A 21,340-nucleotide genomic window follows, 5' to 3' on the forward strand; every position below is an offset into this window, starting at 1 on the left:
CGGCTGCCCCTTTGAGTCCCACCCGACCGCACCGCACAGCCTCACACCTCCCCAGCCTCGTCGCTGGCGGCTGGCGCCGCCAGCGACTCCCTCGCGCGGTGCTGCTCGGCCACGAAGCGGCCTCGCAGGCACGCGCCACCGCCATCATTTATAAGCAACCGTTGTGCTCGCTCTCGGCTATTTAAATATCGCATCACTAGCGACGAACTGCAACACCTACCCCCGCTATCGCCCGCCGCTGTCACCGATCGGGGGGCGCTCATCCGAGCGCGGCCACGTCGACTTCGACGGGCTCCGCGTCTCCGTCATCGCCGCCAACGTCGAGTTCGACGCCGTCCACCACCGACTCTCGAACCGTCTCGCGCCACGACTCGACGGCCTCGGTGTGTCGCTTCCGGCGGGTCTCCACGTCGGCGTCCGGGTTGTCCGCCATCGTTTCGTCCACCTCCGGATACGGGGGCACGTCCGAGACGAGGTCGTGCGGGTCGATGTGGATCGGGGCGGGACCAGACTCCTCGCCGCTGTCGTCGTCGGGCGTCGCCCCGTCGCTCGTCCCGAGGCTGTGCAGTCGCGCGCGCATCCTCCCCGAGAAAGGCGGCGTCACGCGGAGCACGACCGCGCGGTCGCTTCGCAGCGTCGCCTCCAGCGCGGTCGCCACGTCGTCGCGGTGGACCGCGACCGACCGGATCTGGCTCGGGTCGCCGGACGCGGACGACTCCTCGTCAGTCATCCTCCCTCGACCACTCCGCGTCCGAGAGGGTGCGCTGGACCGCCTCCTCGCCGACGGCGCCGGCGAGGTGCTCGAACCCGGCGCGGACGCCGCGGTCCCTCGCGTTCGCCACCAGCCGCGAGACGATGAACTCCGGCGTCGACTTCCCGACCGTGCCGAACCGCGGCTGGTAGTCGACCCGGAGGTCGAGGTCGTTCGTGAGCCCCTCGGCGAAGATACCGTCGATCCGGGCGAGGTCCGGGAGCGGACTCAGGTCGTCCGCGAGGTGGGTGACGTAGATACCCAAGGCGCCCCGATCGACGGTGAGGGTGACGAGCCCGTTTAAGAGGTCCGCCGCGCGTCCCGGCTCCGTGATCGCCTCGAACTCGTCGACGAGCATCAGGGTCCGCCCGTCGGCGACCAGCGGCGGCACGACCGACTTCAGCGTCGACTCCAGCACGCCGGCGTTGAAGGAGGCGTGTCGGCGGTGGAAGACGATCCGGTCGAACGCGCCGACCTCCGCCTCTTCGGCCGGCACGGGGAGCCCCATCGACGCTAACAGCGCGACCGCACACAGCGTCTCCAACAGGGTGGTCTTCCCGCCGGAGTTCGCCCCTGTGAGGACGCTCACGCGGTCACCGGTCGGCGGTGCCTCGGCGCTCGCCACGCCGGGCTCGCCCGCGAGCGAGTGCGAGCCGATCGCGTACGACACCGGCTGGACCTCGCCGTCGATGAAGAGGTTGCGAGCGTTTCGCACGGCGACGCCGTCGTCGACGAGGGTCGGTCGGGTCAGGTCGAACGCGGCCGCGAAGCGCGCGAGCGACAGCAGGAAGGCGGCGTCGGAGACGGCCGCGACTGCGCCGGCGACGGTGTTTGTGCTCTCCTCACTGTTCTCTTCTCCCTCTCCCTCGATTCGCATCCCGCCGATCCGCTCGCGGATGTCGGCGGCGACGGTCTCCTCGCGCTCCGCGACCGCCCCCTCCAGTTCTGTCACCAGATCGCGGAGGGTGGCGGAGACGAAGTCGGCCGCGTCGAGCGCCTCGTCCGGCGAGACCGATCGCACCGTCGCCGGGTCGACGCCGGTCTCGCGCGCGACGTGGTCGATCGTCGCGGCCTCCAGCGCCTCGAAGTCGCGCAGGGAGCCGTCTCGGACCGCGTCGAGCACGTCGAACGCCGAGTTCGCGAGGTCCCGGGCCGCGTCGAGCTGATCGCGCCGCCGGTCCAGCTCGTCGTCCGCGCCGCGCGCGACCTCGATCTCGCCGTCGCCGCCGGCGCCCGTCGGGTCGATCGCGCCCCGCACGTCGGCGAGGGCGTCGGCGGCGTCGCGCAGGGCATCCCCGTCAAGCGCGCCGATGTCCTCGAAGGGCTCGTCCGTGAGACCGACCTCGCGCAGCGCGACGGCGGTCTCGACGGCCGCCAGATCCGAGCCCTCGGCGTCGTCGTAGCCGTCGAACGCCTCGGTCACTTGCTCGCGCTCGTCGTCGTCGAGTTCCTCCCACGCGTCGCGGGCGGCGATCACGTCGTCGAGTCGGGACTCGACCGCCTCGCGGTCGGTGAGCGGCGTCAGCACGCGGATCCGGTCGGCGGCGTGGGCGGTCAGCGCGTGGCCCGCCGCCAGTCCGAGGAGATCGTCGTACACCGAGCGCGTGTCGCCGGTCGCGAGGACGTCCATGCCGGCCTCGCCGTTGGCCCGGCGGAGGATCCGGGTGGCTCGCCCGCGGTGGAGCCCGGCGTCGACGAGCGCCCGCACGTCGGCCGACTCGATCGCCTCGACCGCGCGCTCGGTCCCGAGCGACTCCGTGAGCCGCTCGCTCGTCTTGGGGCCGATCCCCCAGTAGTCCTCCAGTCGCATACGCGGTACTGTCCCCCCGGCGTCTTGGCGTTTTCGTCGGGGCGCGTCACCCCGAGGAGGACGACGTCACCTCACCGCGACTGCCGGTAGATCAGGTTCCGCTGGATGTCGTTCGCGCCCTCGTAGATCACCGGAATGCGCACGTCGCGGTAGACGCGAGCGATCCGGCGGTCGGTGAGGATCGAGCGCCCGCCGTGGAGCTTCATGCCCTTCTCGGCGCAGTCGGCCGCGACCTCGGTTGATTTGGTCTTCGCCAGCGCGGCCCAGTAGCCGGCGTCGTCGTTGTCCGCGACCTTCTCACAGGCGCGCCAGTTGAGCGCGCGCGCCGACTCGAAGCCGATCCGCATGTCCGAGAGAGTGTGCTGGACCGCCTGAAACTCGTTGACGGTGCGGCCGAAGGCGTTGCGCCCGTGGACGAACTCCTCGGCCTCCTCGATGGCGGCGGCGGCGAGCCCGAGCCCGTGACCCCCGACGATCACGCGGCCGTGGTTGAAGAAGTCGGCGAGGACGTAGAAGCCGCCGCCCTCGCTGCCGACGACGTTCTCCTCGGGGACGAAGCAGTCCTCGAAGACGATGTGGCCCTGCTTGGAGGCGCGCATCCCCATCTTCTCCGGGATGTGTTCGGCCTCGTAGCCGTCCGAGTCCGTTTCGACGATGAACAGCGTGTAGTTGGAGTAGCGGTCGTCGCTCTCGCCGGTCTTCGCGTAGACGGTGAGCCAGTCTGCCTCGACCGCGTTGCCGACCCAGTACTTCTCGCCGGTGAGCTCGTAGCCGCCCTCGACCTTCTCCGCCTTCGTCGTCATCCCCGCGAGGTCGGAGCCCGTCTCGGGCTCGGAGACGGCGAGCCCCGAAATTTGGTCGTTCTCTGCGACCGGCCGGAGGTACTCCTCCTTCTGTGCGTCGGTGCCGTACTGCTCGACCATCTCCGCGCCGAAGCTGGCGAGCTGGAGTGTGAGCGCGATGCCGGCGTCGGCGCGGTAGAACTCCTCCGCGATCGCGAGCACCTGCGCGAGGTCGAACCCCTTCCCGCCGTACTCCTCGCCGATGTCCTGCGCGACGAGTCCGGCGTCCATCCCCGCCTCCAGCACCTCCCACGGGTACTCGCCGGAGTCGTAGTACGCCTCGGCGTTCGGGGCGATGTACTCGTCGGCGAACTCGCGGGCCTCTGCCTTCACGTCCCTCGCGCGCTCCGGGACGATACTGTCGTCAAGTAGGTCCATGCGCCATGTGCGGACCCCGTAGTCAAAACGTTCGTGGAATAACGAAAAACACCGGGACAGTTTATCAGTCGTTACGGTCGCTCGCCGGGTCGTCGCTTCCGCCGTCCTCCTCACGGTCGCCGTCAGCGCTGCTTTCGCTGTCGTCGTCTTCGCCGTCCGCGTTCTCGTCACGGTCGTTCGACGGAGGGTCGGGTGTCACCGACTCATCCGTATCAGTCGTCTCAGTCGCGTCGTCCGCGTCGTCCGATTCGGCCGGTTCAGTCGGCTCGGCGGGCTCGAACCCTGCGGTCTCCAGATCGGCGTCGCTCCGGGGGTCATGCCCGCGCTCGCGGAGGACTTCGCGCACCGCTTCCCGGTCGACGGTCCCCGACACGGTCCGGGGGAGCTCGTCGACGTACGCGACGGTCTTCGGGATCTTGAACCCCGCGAGCCGGTCCCGCGCGAACGAGACGAGTCGCTCCTCGTCCACGAGCGGCGGCCCGGCGGTCTCGCCGGGACCGTCCTCGTCTGCGGGTTCGCCGTCCGCTCCTTCGTCGTCCGCGTCTCTCTCGTCAGCGCCCCTCTCGTCCGCATCTCTCTCGTCCGCATCTCCCTCACCGATGGCTCCGCCGTCTCCGCCGCTTCCACCCTCTCCGCCGCCTTCTACCCGGTCGCCGACGGCGAGCAGCGCCGAGACGCGCTCGCCCCACACGTCGTCGTCGAGCCCGACCACGGCGGCGTCCTCGACCGCCGGGAACTCCCGGAGCACGTCGACCACCTCGCCGGGTTCGACGTTCTCACCCCCGGTGACGATCCGGTCGTCGAGCCGGTTGAGCACGTAGAGGAACCCCCCGTCGTCGACGCGACCCACGTCGCCGGTGTGGAGGCCGTGCGGGCCGAACGCCGAGCGGTCAAGGGCGGTGGCGGCGTCTCGGCCGTCTTCGTCGCTGTCGCGCTCTCCGTCGGTTCCGTCCTCCCCGTCGATGTACCCGGGAGTCACCGTCGGGCCGTCGACGACGATCTCGCCGCTCTCTCCCGGTTCGACCGGCGTTCCGTCCTCGTCGACGACCGTCACGTCGGTACCGAACAGCGGTCGACCGACGGTGCCGATCCGGCTCTTCGTCTGTCGCGGCGTCGCGGTCGCGATCTGTGAGGCCGACTCGGTCATCCCGTAGGTCGGATACACCGGGATCGAGTAGTCGCGGCAGCGCTCGACCAGTTCGTCCGGGGCGGGCGCCCCGCCGAGCAGGACCACCCGGAGCGTGTCCGAGAGCGTCCCTCGACGGTCGAGCATGCGTTGGAGCATCGTCGGGACCAGCGAGATACCGGTCACGTCGTAGGTGTCGATGTCGTCCGCGGTGCCGCCCGGGTCGAACCCCTCGCGGAGCACGAGCGTCGTCCCGTACAGCGCGGAGCGGTACACCGGGGCAAGCCCGCCCATGTGGTGGAGCGACAGCGACACGAGCCACCGGTCCCCGCGATCGACGCCGAGCCGGAACGCGGAGGCGACGGCCGAGCTGTAGATGTTACCCGCGGTGAGCGGGACGGGCTTGGGCTCGCCCGTCGTCCCCGACGTGAACAGGATACAGAGGTACTCCGACTCCGCCCACTCCGGCGGATGGACCGGCTCGGGTTCGACGCCGTGGACCGCCGTGACGCCCTCGGCGGCCGGATCGTCGACGGAGAACACCGGGACCTCGCTGTCCGTGGCACACTCCTCGATCGCGCCGAGCGCGGCGTCTTCCGTCGGCTCCGCGCACACCACCGCGTCGAGGTCGGCCCGCTCGACACGTTCGGCGAGCTCGCGCTCGGTGAGCTCCTGTCCCAGCGGGACGAAGGTCGCCCCGATCCGCATCGCCGCGTGGACGAGCCCCACCGTGCCGACGTACGGCGGCGTGAGCACGCCCAGCCTGTCGTCCGCCTCGATGCCGTGGGCGACGAGACGTCCGGCGGTCTCGGAGACGAGCCGATCGAGGTCGGTGTAGGTCCACGCCTCTCCATCTTCGGCCCGTATCAACGCGGTGTGGTCCGGCGAGGAGGCGACGCGGTGTGACAGCCAGTCGCGCATCGTCGTCACCGGGGGTGGGCGCGTCGCCTACTCATCGGCGGGCTGGCGCACCGTCAGTACCGGCACGTCGGAGGTCCGGACGACCCGCTCCGTGACGCTGCCGAGCAGGTAGCGGTCGAGCCCCTTCCGGCCGTGCGTCCCCATCACGATCACGTCGATGTCGTTCTCGGCGACGTGGTCGCGGATCGACTGGTACGCGGTGCCCGTGGCGACCGTCGTCTCGCAGTCGACGCCCGCGTCCGCGGCGGCGTCGGCGACGCGGCGCGTGGCCTCCTTCCCCTCCGATTCGAGCGCCTCGACGACGACGTCGGCGCCGGCTTCGAGCGTCGAGTACGCCGCCCCGTCGACGACGTAGAGGGCGTGCAGGCGGGCGTCGTAGTGTTGCGCGAGGTCGATCGCGTGCTCGATCGCGGCGTCCGACGCCGGACTGCCGTCGGTCGGTACGAGGATCTGAGAGTACATCTCGTCGAAAGGTACGCCCGGTGCCGATTAAAAACCCGATCACGGAAGACTGTCGTCGCGGCCGACCTTATCGAAAGCCCATCGCTTCGATCTGCTCCTGATACCGGTTGCGGATGGTGACCTCGGTGACCTGTGCGACGTCGGCGACCTCGCGCTGGGTCTTCTTCTCGTTACACAGAAGCGACGCGGCGTAGATGGCGGCGGCGGCGAATCCCGTGGGCGATTTCCCGGAGAGGAGCCCCTGCTCGGCGGAGACGTCGATGATCTCGGTCGCCTTCGACTGGACCTCCTCGCTGAGCTCCAGCGAGGACGCGAACCGGGGGACGAACTGCTTCGGATCGACCGGCTTCAGCTCCAGCCCGAGTTCTTGGGAGATGTAGCGGTACGTGCGACCGATCTCCTTTTGCGGGACGCGCGACACGTCGGCGACCTCGTCGAGCGAGCGCGGGATCCCCTCCTGCCGGCAGGCGGCGTAGAGGGCGGCGGTGGAGACGCCCTCGATCGAGCGCCCGCGGATCAGATCCTCGTTGAGCGCGCGTCGGTAGATGACGGAGGCGACTTCACGTACCGATCGCGGGACGCCGAGAGCGCTCGCCATCCGGTCGATCTCCGAGAGCGCGAACTGGAGGTTGCGCTCGCCGGCGTCCTTCGTCCGAATCCGCTCCTGCCACTTGCGCAGCCGGTGCATCTGTGACCGCTTCTCGGAGGAGAGCGACCGGCCGTACGCGTCCTTATCCTTCCAGTCGATCGTCGTCGTCAGCCCCTTGTCGTGCATCGTCTCGGTGATGGGGGCGCCGACGCGCGACTTCGACTGGCGTTCCGAGTGGTTGAACGCGCGCCACTCCGGCCCGCGGTCGATGTTCCGTTCGTCCAGCACCAGGCCGCAGTCCTCACAGACGAGCTCTTGGTCGGCGTCGGTGACGATCTCCTCCGAATCGCACTCTGGACAGGAGACCGCCTCCGTCTCGTCCGATTCTTGCTCGGTCTCCCGCTCCTGTTGGCGCTGGCGGCTCGGACGTTCCATTATAAGGTTTCTGGTTATTGCCGCATTTAAACCTTTGTCCGAATCTGGGAATTGCCCTCGCCACGCCGACCCGTGAGTCGGCGACTAGAACGGCTCTCCGGGCCCTGTACGGTTCGTTCGCGTTTTTCTGTCACACCCACCGCGCCGCAGAGTGTACCTCCGAACCGCATCGAAATGAACACGAAACGTGACTGTGTTGTATTACTATCGGACATTTAACAAAGCTTTTGTATTACTAAAGTATATAGCGATGTATGAGCACCACGCAGTCCGACGGGATCGAAGCCACGCTCCGCGGCTGTCGCCCCGCAGAGATCGACCCCATCGTCGTCGACGCCGCCGACCTCGAAAGCACCGCGCCCGAACACCTCCGCGACCTCAAAGCCGAGTTCTCCGCCCGCGGCTACCAGCCCGCGACCCTCTCCGTCGCGGCCTGCTTCGACTGCGACGACGCGCTCTCTACCCAGCGCGAGGCCGACCGGCTCCGCGAGTTCGTCCGCGCCGCGTCGTTCCTCGGCGCCGGACGGATCGAAGTCCGCCTCGACGAGGTGGCCGACCGAGACGCCGCCGAGCCGGCGCTGTCTGCGCTCGCGGAGCGCGCGCGCCGTGAGGGCGTCGAACTCGTCCGCGTCGACGACGGCTCGGCCGCCGCCTGAGCGGATGGCGTCGAAGCGATCGCTCGCGACCAAGCTCGGCGTCGTCGCCGGCTTCGAGGACCCCAGCGCCGCACTCGAACAGTACCCGACGCCCCCCGATCTCGGGGCGCACGTCGTCCACCTCGCCGACCTCCACGGCGACGTCGACGGCCGGACCGTCCTCGACCTCGGTACCGGAACGGGGATGCTCGCGCTGGCGGCCGCCCTCCGCGGTCCCGCGCGCGTGTTCGGTGTCGAACTCGACCGCGGCGCGCTCTCGACGGCGATCGAAAACGAGCGCCGGATCGCCGCCAGCGCCCCCGTTCACTGGCTCCAAGGCGACGCGACGCGGCTCCCGCTCGACGTGCCCGACCCCGTGACCGTCGTGATGAACCCGCCGTTCGGCGCGCAGGACGGGAACCGGAACGCCGACCGCGGGTTCCTCGCGACCGCCAGCCGCGTCGCGGCGGTCTCGTACTCGGTCCACAACGCCGGCAGCCGAGAATTCGTCGAGGCGTTCGCGGCCGACAACGGCGGCGACGTCACCCACGCGTTCGCCGCCGACTTCCAGATCGAGGCGCAGTTCGACCACCACACCGACGCCGCCCGCGATATCGACGCCGAAGTGTATCGGATCGAGTGGACGTGACGGCGACGATCGTCGATACCTAGCAGGCGCCGGCGACGGAGCGGGCGGGAGCGCGGGAGACGGGATCTCTCGAAGAGTCGTCACACCGAGCGAAGGAGGGTGAGGTCGGTGACGCAGATCGACCGCGCCTAGTCGTCACCCGTGGCGACCCGCGGTCCGTCGAACCCGATCGGGATCGGCTCTCGCGGGATCGGCTCAGCGGATCCCTCGCGGGCGAACGGCGGCCAGCGGACCTCGGTCGCGATCGGGCCGTCGAGGTCCAGCGTCATCCGGAGGTCCCCCCTCCGGTCGGCAAGCTCGAAGCCGACCGACCGGTAGACGCTCCGTGCGACCCGATTCCCGCTCTCGACGTGGAGTTCGAGCCCCTCGCGACTCCCGGCGGCGGCGTCGGCGATGACGTGGCGGCAGAGCTCCGTCCCCACGCCTCGCCCCTGCATCTCGGGGTAGACGAAGACGGCGAGCTCGGGGCGGGCCGCGTCGGTCGGGGTGTACATGGCGTGACCGAAGGGCTCGCCGTTCCGCTCGGCGACGACGTTGCTCCCGTCGGCGAGCATCGTCTCGATCCAGTCGGCCCGGCGGCTCCGGGTCACCGGCGGGAGCCCCTGCGCGCGGTCCGCCGTCCCGAACCCCTCGTACATCTCCGCGAGGGCCGCGGCGTCCTCGCGGACCGCGGGGCGGATCGTCCACCGGGCCCCCTGCTTGTCCACGAAGCGCGGACAGCGCGGCGGACAGTGGACCGTCCCCTCGCACTCGCTGCCGTCCCAGCCGTCGCAGGCGGTGGCGTCGTGGCTCATAGCTGGCAATCGACCCTCCACGGGGTTATATCGTGACAGGTGGTCCCACAACCTGAGAACGGAGCGGCGGGTGGCGATCGGCGGTCGACCGGATAGAACCCGATCTCACTCCCGAATGAGGACGATCCCGTCGCGGAACACCGAGTGGTTCGGCACCACGTGCTCCTCGCCGTCGGCCTCGATGCGGGTGACGAACAGGTCGACCTCCTGCACGATGCCGCGCTCGCCGGCGACACGCACCTCGTCGCCGATCACGTACGGCTGCCGGAGCAGGAGGAACACCCCGGCGGCCGCGCTGGCGACGAGGTCCTTCGTCGCCAGCGCGGCGAACAGCACGACCGCGAGCGCGTACGCGCCCAGCAACACGACCAGTGCGAGGGTCTGCACGCCGACCTGTCCGAGCGCGATCAGGGCGGCGACGTACACGACGCTGTACTTCACGAGCGGCGGCAACACGCCGAGTTCGGGGAGCTTGATCCCGCGGAGCCGCTCGGCGACGAGCAGCTCCGCCTTGTCGCCGACGACGACCCCGACGATGAGGACGACGACCGCGACGAACAGCCGCGGGAGGAACGCGGCGACGCCCGACCAGAACTGTTCGAGGTAGTTCACGTCGGCGACCGTGAGCGCGACGATGACGGCGACCGCGATGATGAAGTAGCTCGACAGCTTCGCTAAGATTCGCACCGTCGAGGTGTCGAATTCGCGGGCGGTGCGCTCGAAGGCGGTCCCCTCGATCACCTCCGGGACGCCCGCGCGAGTCAGCAGGCGGCGGTTGATCACGCCGACAACGTACGCCGCCACCAGCCCGAACAGCAGCACGAACAGGGCCAGCCAGAGCCGGTCCGGGACCGCCGCGACGAACTCGGAGAGCGGTGTCGGTACCGCGGACATGGCGATTAGTACTCCTCCGGATCGATCTCCAAGACGAGTTCGCCCGCTTTAAACGCCCGCACGAGCCCGTCCGACTCGGAGAGCACGATGGAGGTCGAGTTGGTGTCGCGGGTGATCGCGGCGCCGGACATGTGGCGCGCGCCGAGCCCCTTCGGGATGTCGACGCCCTCCGCGCCGGGTTCGAGGTAGCGGTACGCGGAGACGATCTTCCCGGAGTCGGAGACGACGAAGGCACCGTCGAGCCGCGAGAACTCCTTGAGCATGACGTTGACGATGGGGTCGCCGACGTGGACGTGCGACTTCTCGAAGGGGTTGTACGATAGCGGACGGGACTTGTTCATCACCTTTCCCGCGTCGCCGACGACGAACAGCGCGCCCACCGGCTTCCCCTTCTGTCCCTTCTGTCCGAGCTCGATCGCGACCTCGAACACGTCGCGGATCACGCTCGGCTCCGCCCGCGAGTTGACGAAGAGGTCGTAGATTCCGGTGTGGACCGTCTCGTCGACGGTGACCCGAATCACGGCGTCCGACCCGCCGTCGAAGACGGACGCGATACAGACCACCTCGTCGCCCTCCGAGACGAGCTCGGCGTCCATCGCCCCCTCGATGCCGAACCGGATCCGGTCTTTGACGTTGTCGAACGGGAGGGGAAGCTCGACGAACACCTCGGCGTCGACGTCGTTGTCGGGGGCGACGACGACGACCTCCGTGTCGCCGTCCTCGAACCGATCGTGGAACGAGCTGGTCGGCGAGAACACCAGCACGGCGTCCGCGTCCTCGACGAGATCGGACAAGTGGTCTGTGAGCGAGGCCATTGCTCGTAGGGACTCTCGGCCGACGTATAGTCGTTGTGTCAGTGTCGTGCGCGTGTCAGACGCCGCCTACGTCACGAGGACGCGCACTTGATAGGGAGCCAGATCGAGCCGCGCCAGTTCCTCGTCGGGCGACAGATCGAGGTCCCCGTCGCGCAGGGGCGCGCCGCGCTCCGTCACCGCTTCCCCCCACGTCCACGGAATTTCGAACGCCTCGAACGACTCCGGGCCGAAATTGGCGACGACGACGACTTGGCCGTCGCTTCCGATCGGCTGGTCTCCCGGCCGGCAGTAGGCGACCACGGCGGGGCCGTCGGGATCGTCCGTCTCGGGATGGACGTGGAGGAGTTCCACCTCGTTCCGCTGGAGCGCCGCCGTCGACGTCCGAAGGTGGATCAGATCGCGGACGGCCTCGTGGAGCGCGCCGTGGCCGGGATACTCGCGACGCGACCAGTCGATCGGGTCCTCCATCTTCCGCTGCCAGTTCTCGTAATCGAGGTCGTGAATCTCGGCGAACTCCTCGCCCGCCAGGATCATCGGGACCCCGACCGACGTGAGGAGGATCGCGAACGCGCCCCGGACTCGGTCGAGTGCCTCGGTGTGAGCGTCGATCTGCACGCTCTCGCCGGCGGTGACGAGGTTGTCTATGAGGTACCGCACGTTCTCGATCGACCCGTCGCCGAGGCCTCCCTCGGCGACCATGGTGCCGAACAGGAAGTTCATCAGCCGCTGGTCGCCCTCCGCGCCCACGTCGTGAGAGGTGATGTAGTTGACCGCCTGCGAGAGGTCATCGAACCCCCCCTCGAACGCCTCGGTTCGGCCGTCGTACGTCCGGTCGTTGGCGATCAACGCCTCGATCCGCTCACTCCGGGCGGGCCCGTCCCCGTCGGGCTCGATTCCGTCTCGAAGGAGGCGTCTGGCTTCGACCTGGAAGTCGAAGTTCCACATGGCGTCTACGACGGACCGACCGTCGGGGTTGTTCTCGTGGTCACGGACGATCTGTGCGCGAGTGTGAGAGTCCTCGGCGACGACGAGAAACGGCCGGTCTGCGGACAGTTCGTCGTGGGCCGCGTGGGTACGGTCGCGGAACCGCTGGACGAACTGCCAGTTGTCGGCGCCCTTGAACTCGTCTATTCGGAAGCCGTCGACGTGATACTCTTCGACCCAGTACTCCCCCATCCGGCAGAGAAGCTCCTGTGCCGGGTGGTAGCCGTCGAGCGTCTCCTCGAAGTCGAAGCGGCGTCCGCCCCAGTCGCTCCGCTCCGGCTGTTCGTCCGGGTGACGGAAGAACCAGCCGTCCGCCAGCTGCTCCAGCGGACACCCCGTCGCGTGGTTCACCACCACGTCGAGGAACACCCGGATACCGCGTCGGTGGCACTCCTTGATCAGGAACTTCGTGTCGATCGGCCCGCCGAGGTCGTTGTCGGGCGCGAAGAAGAACCGCGTCCCGTACCCCCACCCGCGGTCGTCCGGCGAGTCCATGATCGGCAGCAGCTCGATCCCGTTGACGCCCAAGTCCGCGATCGCGTCTAGGTGGTCGGTCAGCAGGTCCTGTAGGTCCCCGTCGGCGACGTTACGCCGGTTGCCGCCCGTCGCGGGCGCGGCCCAGCGGGGCGGGAACTCGTACAGCACCAGCTCGTGGTTCCCCGGAAGCCCGCCTTCGGGGAGCTCGTCGTCCCAGGAGAACGGGGGACGGTATCGCTCGCCGTCCCGAATCCGGAAGGTGCTGCGGATTCCCTGGAACCGGGTGAGATCCTCGGCGAACGGGTCGGGAACCGCGATCGGCTCGTCTTCGCCGCGCTCGACGACGAATTCGTACTCGTAGCGGCCGTCGGCCAACTCTAGCTCGCTCAAGTCCAGCTCGTACCACCCCTCGTCGCCGGTCGGTGTCAGCTCCGCTCGGTCCCAACTCCCCGGCTCGAACTCCGAGCGGGACTGCAGCGGCGAGTAGCGCATCGCGACCGTCTCTGCGTCCATCGCCGGCACGCGGACGACGGAGGAATCCGTGTCCGGCGGAAACGCGATGTCGGTGTCAGTGCTCACACCGTACTAACAGCGGAGAGCGGTAAGTGCCGTCGGCTTGCTCCTGCAAGACGTTGATACGTCCCTCGAGCGGGCTCTCGCTCGACGCGGCAGCCGCGTTCGTCGTTGCCTCGTCGTCTCGGGGCCGTTCGGCTGCTACGCCACTCGGTCGATCCGCGTCGGCTTCGCGCTGGATCGCTCGCGATGCGACCCCGCAAGAAGCACTTGCGAACGCAAGCCCAGGCGTATTACCAGTCGATTCCGTAGCGCTGTCATGACAGCGTTGGCACTCGACAAACGGACGCTCCAGAGACTGAGTATCGCATCGACGCTCCTAGACGCCATCGCGGCGTTCGCCCGCCGAGACACCCGGACGGGGATCCTCCTGCTCGGCGCGGCCGTCGCCTCGATATGGGTGCCGGGATTGGGCGTGATCGCCTCCGTCCTCACCCGACTCTACCGGAAATTGCGAAGAGGCCGGCGTCCGAGCCTCGGAGAATCGGTGTGAGTACGACCGCGAGCCGGCTTCCCGCCCGACTTTTACGCGAGAGGGCCGACTGATCGGACGAACATGGCGACCCGCGAGGCCCTCTGGGACTACCGCGACGAGTTCGGCGACGCCTTCGGTCGGACCTACTTCCGACGATTCGGCCCGGGCGTGGTCTCCAGCGTCGGGATCGGGACCTACCTCGGCGACCCCACCCCCGCCGTCGACGACGACTACCGCGAGGCGATCGACCTCGCGCTTCGCTCCGGCGTGAACCACGTCGACACCGCGGTCAACTACCGGTGCGGGCGCGCCGAGCGCGTCGTCGGCGAGGCGGTCCGGAACTCCCCGATCGACCGCGACGCGATCGTGGTGGCGACGAAGGGCGGGTTCCTCCCGTTCGACGGCAGGCGTCCCGACGACCCCGCCGAATTCGTCCGCGAGCAATTTGTAGAGCCGGGGATCGTCGCGCCCGACGACCTCGCGAACGGGGCGCACGCGATCGCCCCCGACTACTTGGGGTGGTCGCTCGACCGATCCCTCGAGCGGCTCGGCCTCGACGCGATCGACTGCTACTACGTCCACAACCCGGAGACCCAGCTGGCGACGCGCTCTCGAGACGCGGTGTACGACCGACTCGAGGCCGCCTTCGAGGCCTTGGAGCGCCGGCGCGCCGCGGGCGACATCGGGGCCTACGGCGTCGCGACGTGGGACGCGTTCCGGGTCGCCGAGGACCACGAGCGATACCTCTCGCTCGCGGCGATCCTCGCGCGGGCCGAGGCCGCCGGCGAGGCGGTCGGCTCCGACGACGACCACGGGTTCGACGCCATCCAGCTCCCCTTCAACGTCGCGATGGCGGACGCGTTCACGCGGCGGAACCAGCGAGCTCCCGGCGTCGACTCCGACGGCGACGCCGACGCGGAGCCGGTCTCCACCTTGGAGTTCGCCCACGAGGCCGGGCTCTCCGTGGTGACGAGCGCGAGCATCGGACAGGGCGATCTCGCCGTAGAGGGGGCAATCCCGACCGACGTCGACGCGACGCTCGCGGGCGAGACCCCGGCCCAGCGCGCGCTCAACTTCGCGCGGAGCGCGCCGGGCGTCACCTCCTCGCTGGTCGGCGCGAGCGACCTCGACCACGTCCGCGAGAACGTCGCCGCCGGAACCTTTGACCCCCTCGGCGCGTCGGCGTTCGACGCGGTGTTCGAGTGAGTGCCGGGCGACGACCGGTCCGGCAAAAGACGTTTGTCGGGACCGCCCCAAGCCGGTCGCATGTCCCCCACGCGGCGAGCCCTCCTCCGGAGCGCGTCGCTCGGTGCGCTCACGATGGGCGGCTGTCTCGGCACCGAGACGCGCGGCGACGGCGCAGATCCGGCGGCCGAGACGAGATCGACGACGGGTAGCGACGACGACCCGACGGTGCTGAAAGTCCGGAATCCCGGCGGCGAGGCGGTCGTCGTCGACCGCTCCGTCGGAGATGACGGGAGTGAAAGCGACGACGATGAAAGCGACGAGAGCGACGGCGACGCCGATCCCGCCCCGATCGGACGCGAACTCGTGACGACCGCCGACCGGGCGACCGAGCTGACGGTCACCGCGGGCGTCCCCGACGAGGACCGCTCGCGGGTCCGGTCGTTCCTTGACGACACCGACTACGAGACGGAGAGCGTGTTCGTCGCCCGCGCCGGAATCAGGTCGTGTTATCGGTTCCGGATCCGGTCGGTGTCGTGGGAGCCGGGCGACGTCGAGTACGAGTACTGTCGCGAGCTCCGGCCGCCCGACGCGGCCTGCGAGACCGACACGCGAGACGCCGTCGGGCTCCTCTTCCGACTCCCCGCCGCGCTCGACTCGCCGCTCACAAGGTCGGGATCGAGCGGCCGATCACCCTGTGAGCGCGTCGGGACGGATTACGACCGGATCGACGCGAACGCGACCGTGCAGGGGAACGAGACCGCGCTCGGCGAGAGTTCGGACGGCGAGACCGCGGACGCCGGAACCGCAGGCGCCCAGACCGCGGACGAGGAGCCCGGGGGTGACGGCTCGTGACGCGCCGCCTCACCCGTCGCGGGACGCTGGCGGCCGCCGGCGTGCTCGCGTTCGGAGGCTGTCTCGACGGCAGGCGTAGTCGGGGGTTCTGGGACGATCCGCCGTCGCTCGACACGACCGGAGTGTCGCGGGCGATCGAGGCCCCCGTCCCCGACCGCCCGCGGCTCGTCCCCGTCTCGATTGAAAGCGGGGTCTCGGCGGCGTTCGCCGATCGCGTCGACCGTCTGCTCGAACCGATCCCCAACCCCCTGACGGCTGAAACGCTCCCGAACGGGGCGATTCGCGAGCAGATCGCTGAGGGACGCGACGGCGCCCGCGACGCGCTCCCGGCACCCGAGGAGCCGATGGCGCCGCTCCGTCGGGCGGAGCGCTTCGCGACCGCGCGCGGCCGCGCCGCGACCGCCGTCGGCACGTGGGCCGGCGTGACGACCGGGGGCGACCCGCGAGCGGTGACGGCCGGCGTCGAAACCGTCCGGAACCGGGCCGCCGAGACGCTGGAGACACTCCCCGGGGACGCGTCGGACCCTCTCGCCGGCGCGGCCGTGTACGGCCCGATCGAGCGCTGGCTCGACGCCGCGCTGCGCCGGGACCTCGTCGGTGGGTCCGCCGGCGTCGCGGACGACGCCAACCCGCTTCGAGCCGGGGAGACGGTCGGCGACACCGAACGGGTCCAGTCGCACGTCGAGGTCGGTCGGCACCTCCGCGACCGGTACCGGAACTCGCTCGCGGAGCCGCAGGCGGTCGACGTCCCCCTTCGCGAGGCGGCCGAGGCGGTCGGCACCGAGATCGCCGATCGGCTCCGAGAGCTCCACGGGGGCGACACCGACCGGATCAGGGGGAGCCCCGGGATGGAGGCGTTCCTCGACGATCGGTCGATTCCACGCGACGCGCCCAGCGTCTCGCTCCTGTCTCGCGCGAACTACCGGACCTTCGAGGATCTCCGGTTCGATCCCGTCCCGCTCGGCGACTGGACCCCGGACCATCCGGCGACGGCGCTCGCCCGAACGGCGCTCGCTCGGGTCCGACTGCGCGCCATCGACGCCCTCGCCGCGGAGATCGAGAACGGGGAGACGATGTTCCCGGCGGACGCGGCCGCGGTCGAGAGCGGCCGCGACGCCGCGATCCGGTCGGTGGAGGGGCTCGTGGCGAGCGCGAACCCCCTGGCGCGCTGGCTCGGCGCGCAGTTCCGCCCCCTGTTCGACGAACGGGACGCCGCGCTCGCGGAGAGCGATCCCGATCCGCGCGCGGTCTCCGAAGCGTTCGCCGCGTACCGATGGATCGAACTGGTCGGCGGTGAGGTGACCCCCGTGCTGGCGTCGATCAGCGACGCGCTCGAGGCAGCAGACTAAGCCCTCGGAGCGTACCGATGAGGGAGGAGAAAGCGGAGACGGGGTGACGGCCGGTTTCGGCGACTGTGCGATCGGAACGGGCGGCGGTCAGCGCAGCTCTTTGAACGTGGCTTTGCACTCGGGACAGACGCGCACGGAGAACACCTCGTCCGGGTCGTTCTGCTTTTTCAGGACCTTCTCGCAGTCGGCGCAGTTCAGCCGCTCGTAGGTGTCCTTGAACAGGTCGCCGTCGCGAAGTCCCTTCCGCGTCGATTTCATGCCTCCAAGTTGATCCCGTGACGGTATAAAAACCCCGTACGACGCGAGTCGGACGCCGCGACTCGCCCGTCGCCGACGGGCGACTCCGCGTCGATCGGACGGGTCGCTTTCGCAACCCTTGTCTCCGCCCCCGAAGTAGCTCGACCGTGTCACGGAGTCGGCTGTTCGGATCGCTGTGTGCGCTCGTCTTTCTCGTCAACTTCGCACGAGTCGTGTTCGCACCCCTCGTGGGCGAGTTCATCGGCGAGTTCGCGATCGGCGAGGGGACGGCGGGGCTGATCGTCACGCTCGCGTGGCTCGGCTCGGCGGCGCCGCGGCTCCCAGCGGGCTGGGCGCTGACGCACTTCTCCCGTCAGTTCGTGATCCTCGTCTCCGGGGCAATGCTGACGCTGGGCGCGCTCGGCGTCGCGCTGGCGCCGGGCGTCCCGACGCTGCTGACCGCCGCGTTCGCGATCGGGTTGGCCTCCGGCGTCTACTTCGTCGCCGCCAACCCCTTGGTCGCGGAGCTGTTTCCGACCCGCGTCGGTCGCGTGATGGGCGTTCACGGGATGGCGAGCCAGCTCGCCGCCGTCGCCACCGCGCCAGTGGTCACGGTCGCGCTCTGGTACGACTGGCGGCTCGCCTTCTACGGGCTCGCGCTCGCCGCCGCCGCCTCCACCGTCGTCTTCGTCGTCTTCGCCCGGCAGACGGACCTCCCGGACGCCGGCGCGAGCGACACCGACTTCGTCGCCGGCGCGTTCTCGGAGTGGAAGCTGATTCTGGCGGGCGTCGTGTTACTGGGGCTCGCGAGCTTCGTCTGGCAGGGACTCTTCAACTTCTACGAGCTGTACATGATCGACAAGGGGCTCCCGCCCGCGACGGCGCGGAACCTGCTCACGGTGATCTTCGCCGCGGGCGTCCCCGCGTTCCTCGTCTCCGGCGACCTGGCGGACCGGCTCCCGCACGTGCCGTACCTGCTCGGAATCGTGTCGACGTTCATCGGCGGCGTCGTCCTCGTGGTCGTCTCCTCGGGACTGGCCGCGGTCGTCGCCGCCAGCGTCGTCGTCGGCTTCACGATCCACATGCTGTTCCCCGCCGGCGACACCTACCTGCTCGCGTCGCTGCCGGACGAGTCGCGGGCGTCGGCGTACGCCGTCTTCTCCGCCGGAATGATGACGACGCAGGCGGCCGGCTCGTGGGTCGTCGGCGAGGCGATCGAGGCCGGTGCCGGCTACGACGCGGTCTTTCTCACGCTCGCCGGGGGACTCGCGCTCGTCGTCGTCGCGTACGCGGTGCTGGAACGCCTCGGCCGGATCCCCGGTGGGGCCGCGAGCGCGGAGCCAGCGCGGTGAGAGCGGTCCGCACTCCGCCCGCCGTCCACCTGCCCGCCGTCCACCTGCCCGCCGTCCGCCGTCCGCCTGCCCGCCGAGACCGGCACGGGAGCACGGGTATCGCACCTATTTAGGGCGTCCCGCCCGTGTACCGGATAGATGGAGTACGTACAAGAGCGCGTGACGACGCTGCACGCGTTGACCGACCACCGGCCGGAGGCCCCCACCGGCCGGGCGGCGGTCGTCGTGCCGATGACGGAGCGCGAGTACGGGACGCTCGCGGCCGATCGGGTCCTGACGGCGCTGGAGTCTGTCGACCCCGCCCGCGTGGTCGTCCCCCTCCGCGCCCCCGCCGAGCGCGTCGGGCCCTTCGCCGAATGGCTCGACGGCTTCGACGTGACCGTAGAGCCCCTGTGGTGCGGCGGCCCGCGGCTCACGGAGCTGCTCGCGGCCCGCGGGCTCGACGGGGACCGCGGAAAGGGTCGGGACGTGTGGCTCGGGCTCGGTCGCGCCCTGGAAGAGGAGTTCGTCGTCGTCCACGACGCCGACACGAAGACGTACTCGCCCGCCTTCGTCAACCGACTGCTGTTCCCGCTCGCGCACGGCCACGACTTCTCGAAGGGGTACTACGCTCGCGTCGAGGACGGGTCGCTGTACGGGCGGCTGTTCCGGCTGTTCTTCAGGCCCTTAGTCCGCGCGCTCGCCGACGCTACCGAGCGCCGCGAGGCCGGCGTTCTGGAGTACCTCGACGCGTTCCGCTACGCGCTCGCCGGGGAGTTCGCGGCGACGACCGACCTCGTCTCGCGGCTCCGCGTCCAGCGCGGCTGGGGGTTGGAGGTCGGGACGCTCGGCGAGACGTTCGCGCACGCGGGCTTCGCGGGGAGTGCACAGGTGGATCTGGGGCGGTACGAGCACGACCACCGCTCCGTCGACGGCCCGACCGGGCTCGCCGACATGAGCCGGGCGGTCGGCGAGGCGACCCTCCGCGCGGTCGAGAACGCTGGCGTCCAGATCGAGTACGACGCGCTCGCCGCCCGCTACCGCGAGGCGGCCGACGGGCTGATCCGCGGCTACGAGACGGACGCCGCGTTCAACGGCCTCGACTACGACCGCACCGACGAGCGCGAGCAGGTCGCGACGTACGCCGACGCCCTCGGAGAGCCGGGCCCGGACACCCGTCTCCCGGCGTGGCGCGACGCTCCCCTCACGCCCGCGGAGGTGGCCGACGCGGCGCGGGCCGACCTCGCGGCGGCTGCGCGGGATACGGGGTCGGGGCGAACGGATCGGAAGCCGCGGGAGGCCGACCGCCCGCGGCCCGCGGACCCGAGCGCCGACGCCCCGGCGGGGGAGGACTGACCGATGGGGGATGGAGACGGACCCGGCGGCTCCGATGGCGACGCCCCCAGCGTCGCCGCCCGCGACGACCTCGCCGGCGTCGTCGACCTGTTCCAGTGGCTCACCCGCGAGGAGCTGTCGCGAGCGCTCTCGGAGCTCGCTTATAAACAGCGCGCCGAGGTCGATGACGAGGCCATCGCCGCCGCCATCGACGTCGCGGTCGCGGAGTACGCGCTCGTCCCCGCGCCCCCCGCGGCGCTCTCGGAGGCGGGAGCGGGGAGCGCGCCGGAATCGGTGGCGGACCCCGCCGACCTCGACAGAGGGGACGACACCGACGGCGCCGACGCGATCGCTCTCGCGGTCGGCCCGGCGGCGTTCCCCTCGCTGCCGGCGGACGCCGAGGACCTCCCGCACATCCTCGACGTCCCCGAGCGCGACGTGGATCGAGAGGCGCTCTCGGAGGCAGTGTTGAAGCGGCTGTCCGAGGACGCGGTCGCCGCGATCGAGTCGAGTGACGCGGAGCGGCTGGAGGTCCTCGCGGACGTGACCTACGACATCGAGGCGTGGGCGCCCGTCGACGCCGGGGACATCCGCGAGCGGATCGTCGACGAACTGGACGCGTAGGCGCCTCTGCGGGACCGTCTACAGCCCACGCCGACGCTCAGTCGATCACGTCGACGATTTCCCCCTCGATCATCCGCGCGAGGACGACCCGAGACACGTCCGCGCGCTCGTGGACGGCCCGAGCGATCTCCCGCGCCGTCGCCTCGTCGTGGGCATCGTCGACGGCGTTGACGAGGGGGATCGCGGTCGCGTCCTGCGGAACATCTTTTAAACCCCCCAGTTCATCGGCGAGCACTCGTCCGACCAGTTCGGGAGTGATCTCGTCGCCGACCGCCGCGTCGGTGATCGCGGCCACGCGCTCGGGACGGTGGACGGTCTCCGCCGTCAGCGGCTCGCCGACCGCGCCGACGCTCGCCACCGGCACCACGCGGTCCGCGCTCGCCGGGACCTGCGGCTCGCGCTCGTTCGGGGCTTTGAAAAGGCGCGTCCGCGCGCCGTCGGCCTTCACAAGGACCGGCCCGTCGTGTGCGGCCCCGATCTCGTCGACGACCGTCGGGTCGTATCCCCGATACCGATCGTCGCGCTCGCGCTCCGGGACCAGTCCGAGCGGGAAGGCGTCCTCGGCTCCCTCGTTCGCCGGCTCCGCGAGTGCGGCGACCGGATCCTCGGTCACGCGGACGCCCGCGACCTCCCGGTCGAAGATCGGGATCCGGACCGTCGCGGTGAGTACCGCCGGATCGAGCCGCCCGGCGAGCGCGTAGAGGGTGGTCTTCTTCCCGCCGGCGCCGACGAGGCAGGTCGTTCCCGCGGCCGCGTCGAGGGCGTCGACGACGCCGTCGATACCGTTCATGTCCGAATCCGTGGTCGGCGAGGG

At 70.2% G+C, this 21,340-nt stretch carries 21 protein-coding genes; 9 read left to right on the forward strand and 12 right to left on the reverse strand.

Going from position 1 to position 21,340, the window contains the following annotated elements:
* Nucleotides 1-259: 259 nt before the first annotated feature.
* The 6 genes from ACP96_RS05685 to ACP96_RS05710 all read right to left on the reverse strand — a co-directional run bounded on the left by ACP96_RS05685 (nt 260) and on the right by ACP96_RS05710 (nt 7,314).
* Nucleotides 260-730 carry a hypothetical protein gene (locus tag ACP96_RS05685; RefSeq protein WP_050032569.1) on the reverse strand — a complete coding sequence of 157 codons (471 nt, stop codon included), beginning with the start codon at nt 728-730 and terminating at the stop codon, nt 260-262.
* A complete protein-coding gene (locus ACP96_RS05690) occupies nt 723-2,561 on the reverse strand; it encodes a MutS-related protein (protein ID WP_050032570.1) in 1,839 nt (612 codons plus the stop codon). Before ACP96_RS05690 ends, ACP96_RS05685 begins: the two co-directional genes overlap by 8 nt.
* Before the next feature lie 71 nt (nt 2,562-2,632).
* Nucleotides 2,633-3,781, reverse strand: a complete 1,149-nt coding sequence (locus ACP96_RS05695; protein WP_050025228.1) for an acyl-CoA dehydrogenase family protein — start codon at nt 3,779-3,781, stop codon at nt 2,633-2,635.
* Between the two features lie 64 nt (nt 3,782-3,845).
* Entirely contained in the window at nt 3,846-5,828 is a 1,983-nt protein-coding gene (locus ACP96_RS05700; RefSeq protein WP_050032638.1) for an AMP-binding protein, read from the reverse strand.
* 27 nt (nt 5,829-5,855) lie between these two features.
* On the reverse strand, nt 5,856-6,290 hold the full coding sequence (locus tag ACP96_RS05705) for a universal stress protein (protein WP_050025232.1): 435 nt from the start codon (nt 6,288-6,290) through the stop codon (nt 5,856-5,858).
* 67 nt (nt 6,291-6,357) lie between these two features.
* On the reverse strand, nt 6,358-7,314 hold the full coding sequence (locus ACP96_RS05710) for a transcription initiation factor IIB (protein ID WP_050032571.1): 957 nt from the start codon (nt 7,312-7,314) through the stop codon (nt 6,358-6,360).
* A 254-nt stretch (nt 7,315-7,568) separates the two neighbouring features.
* Between ACP96_RS05710 and ACP96_RS05715 the strand changes: the two genes are divergently transcribed.
* Both ACP96_RS05715 and ACP96_RS05720 read left to right on the forward strand, forming a co-directional pair.
* Entirely contained in the window at nt 7,569-7,970 is a 402-nt protein-coding gene (locus ACP96_RS05715; protein WP_050032572.1) for a hypothetical protein, read from the forward strand.
* Nucleotides 7,971-7,974: 4 nt separating this feature from the next.
* Nucleotides 7,975-8,598, forward strand: a complete 624-nt coding sequence (locus ACP96_RS05720; RefSeq protein WP_050025234.1) for an METTL5 family protein — start codon at nt 7,975-7,977, stop codon at nt 8,596-8,598.
* Between the two features lie 128 nt (nt 8,599-8,726).
* Here the strand turns inward: ACP96_RS05720 and ACP96_RS05725 are convergent, their stop codons facing one another.
* From ACP96_RS05725 to ACP96_RS05740, 4 genes are all read right to left on the reverse strand, one after another.
* Nucleotides 8,727-9,392: a GNAT family N-acetyltransferase gene (locus ACP96_RS05725; RefSeq protein ID WP_050032573.1), complete on the reverse strand. Its 666-nt coding sequence runs from the start codon at nt 9,390-9,392 to the stop codon at nt 8,727-8,729.
* A 105-nt stretch (nt 9,393-9,497) separates the two neighbouring features.
* Nucleotides 9,498-10,286 carry a mechanosensitive ion channel family protein gene (locus tag ACP96_RS05730; RefSeq protein WP_050025237.1) on the reverse strand — a complete coding sequence of 263 codons (789 nt, stop codon included), beginning with the start codon at nt 10,284-10,286 and terminating at the stop codon, nt 9,498-9,500.
* Nucleotides 10,287-10,291: 5 nt separating this feature from the next.
* Complete coding sequence (dacZ, locus tag ACP96_RS05735; protein ID WP_050025239.1) at nt 10,292-11,101, reverse strand: diadenylate cyclase DacZ; 810 nt, start codon at nt 11,099-11,101, stop codon at nt 10,292-10,294.
* Between the two features lie 66 nt (nt 11,102-11,167).
* Nucleotides 11,168-13,141, reverse strand: a complete 1,974-nt coding sequence (locus ACP96_RS05740) for an alpha-amylase family glycosyl hydrolase (protein WP_050032575.1) — start codon at nt 13,139-13,141, stop codon at nt 11,168-11,170.
* Nucleotides 13,142-13,394: 253 nt separating this feature from the next.
* Here ACP96_RS05740 and ACP96_RS05745 point away from each other — a divergent pair, with 253 nt between their 5' ends.
* The 4 genes from ACP96_RS05745 (at nt 13,395) to ACP96_RS05760 (ending at nt 16,999) form a co-directional block, all read left to right on the forward strand.
* Entirely contained in the window at nt 13,395-13,628 is a 234-nt protein-coding gene (locus ACP96_RS05745; RefSeq protein ID WP_050025242.1) for a hypothetical protein, read from the forward strand.
* Between the two features lie 63 nt (nt 13,629-13,691).
* The gene (locus ACP96_RS05750; RefSeq protein WP_050032576.1) at nt 13,692-14,816 is read left to right on the forward strand and encodes an aldo/keto reductase; all 1,125 of its coding nucleotides are present in this window, start codon (nt 13,692-13,694) and stop codon (nt 14,814-14,816) included.
* Nucleotides 14,817-14,876: 60 nt separating this feature from the next.
* Nucleotides 14,877-15,650, forward strand: coding sequence for a hypothetical protein (locus tag ACP96_RS05755; RefSeq protein ID WP_050032578.1), 774 nt, complete (start codon nt 14,877-14,879; stop codon nt 15,648-15,650).
* Nucleotides 15,647-16,999 carry a hypothetical protein gene (locus tag ACP96_RS05760; RefSeq protein ID WP_050032579.1) on the forward strand — a complete coding sequence of 451 codons (1,353 nt, stop codon included), beginning with the start codon at nt 15,647-15,649 and terminating at the stop codon, nt 16,997-16,999. The genes ACP96_RS05755 and ACP96_RS05760 overlap by 4 nt, the downstream gene beginning before the upstream one ends.
* 87 nt (nt 17,000-17,086) lie before the next feature.
* Here ACP96_RS05760 and ACP96_RS19140 read toward each other — a convergent pair whose 3' ends face one another.
* Nucleotides 17,087-17,257 carry an HVO_0758 family zinc finger protein gene (locus ACP96_RS19140; protein WP_200895695.1) on the reverse strand — a complete coding sequence of 57 codons (171 nt, stop codon included), beginning with the start codon at nt 17,255-17,257 and terminating at the stop codon, nt 17,087-17,089.
* Between the two features lie 146 nt (nt 17,258-17,403).
* On the opposite strand from ACP96_RS19140, the gene ACP96_RS05765 reads away from it, so the two are divergent.
* From ACP96_RS05765 to ACP96_RS05775, 3 genes are all read left to right on the forward strand, one after another.
* Nucleotides 17,404-18,588 carry an MFS transporter gene (locus ACP96_RS05765; protein WP_050032580.1) on the forward strand — a complete coding sequence of 395 codons (1,185 nt, stop codon included), beginning with the start codon at nt 17,404-17,406 and terminating at the stop codon, nt 18,586-18,588.
* 138 nt (nt 18,589-18,726) lie between these two features.
* Entirely contained in the window at nt 18,727-19,923 is a 1,197-nt protein-coding gene (locus ACP96_RS05770) for a glycosyl transferase family 2 (protein WP_050032582.1), read from the forward strand.
* A 3-nt stretch (nt 19,924-19,926) separates the two neighbouring features.
* Entirely contained in the window at nt 19,927-20,526 is a 600-nt protein-coding gene (locus ACP96_RS05775) for a DUF7109 family protein (RefSeq protein ID WP_050032583.1), read from the forward strand.
* 37 nt (nt 20,527-20,563) lie between these two features.
* Here ACP96_RS05775 and yqeC read toward each other — a convergent pair whose 3' ends face one another.
* Nucleotides 20,564-21,316: a selenium cofactor biosynthesis protein YqeC gene (gene yqeC, locus ACP96_RS05780; protein ID WP_050032585.1), complete on the reverse strand. Its 753-nt coding sequence runs from the start codon at nt 21,314-21,316 to the stop codon at nt 20,564-20,566.
* Between the last annotated feature and the right edge of the window lie 24 nt (nt 21,317-21,340).

Source organism: Halorubrum halophilum (genome assembly GCF_000739595.1).
GTDB lineage: Archaea > Halobacteriota > Halobacteria > Halobacteriales > Haloferacaceae > Halorubrum > Halorubrum halophilum.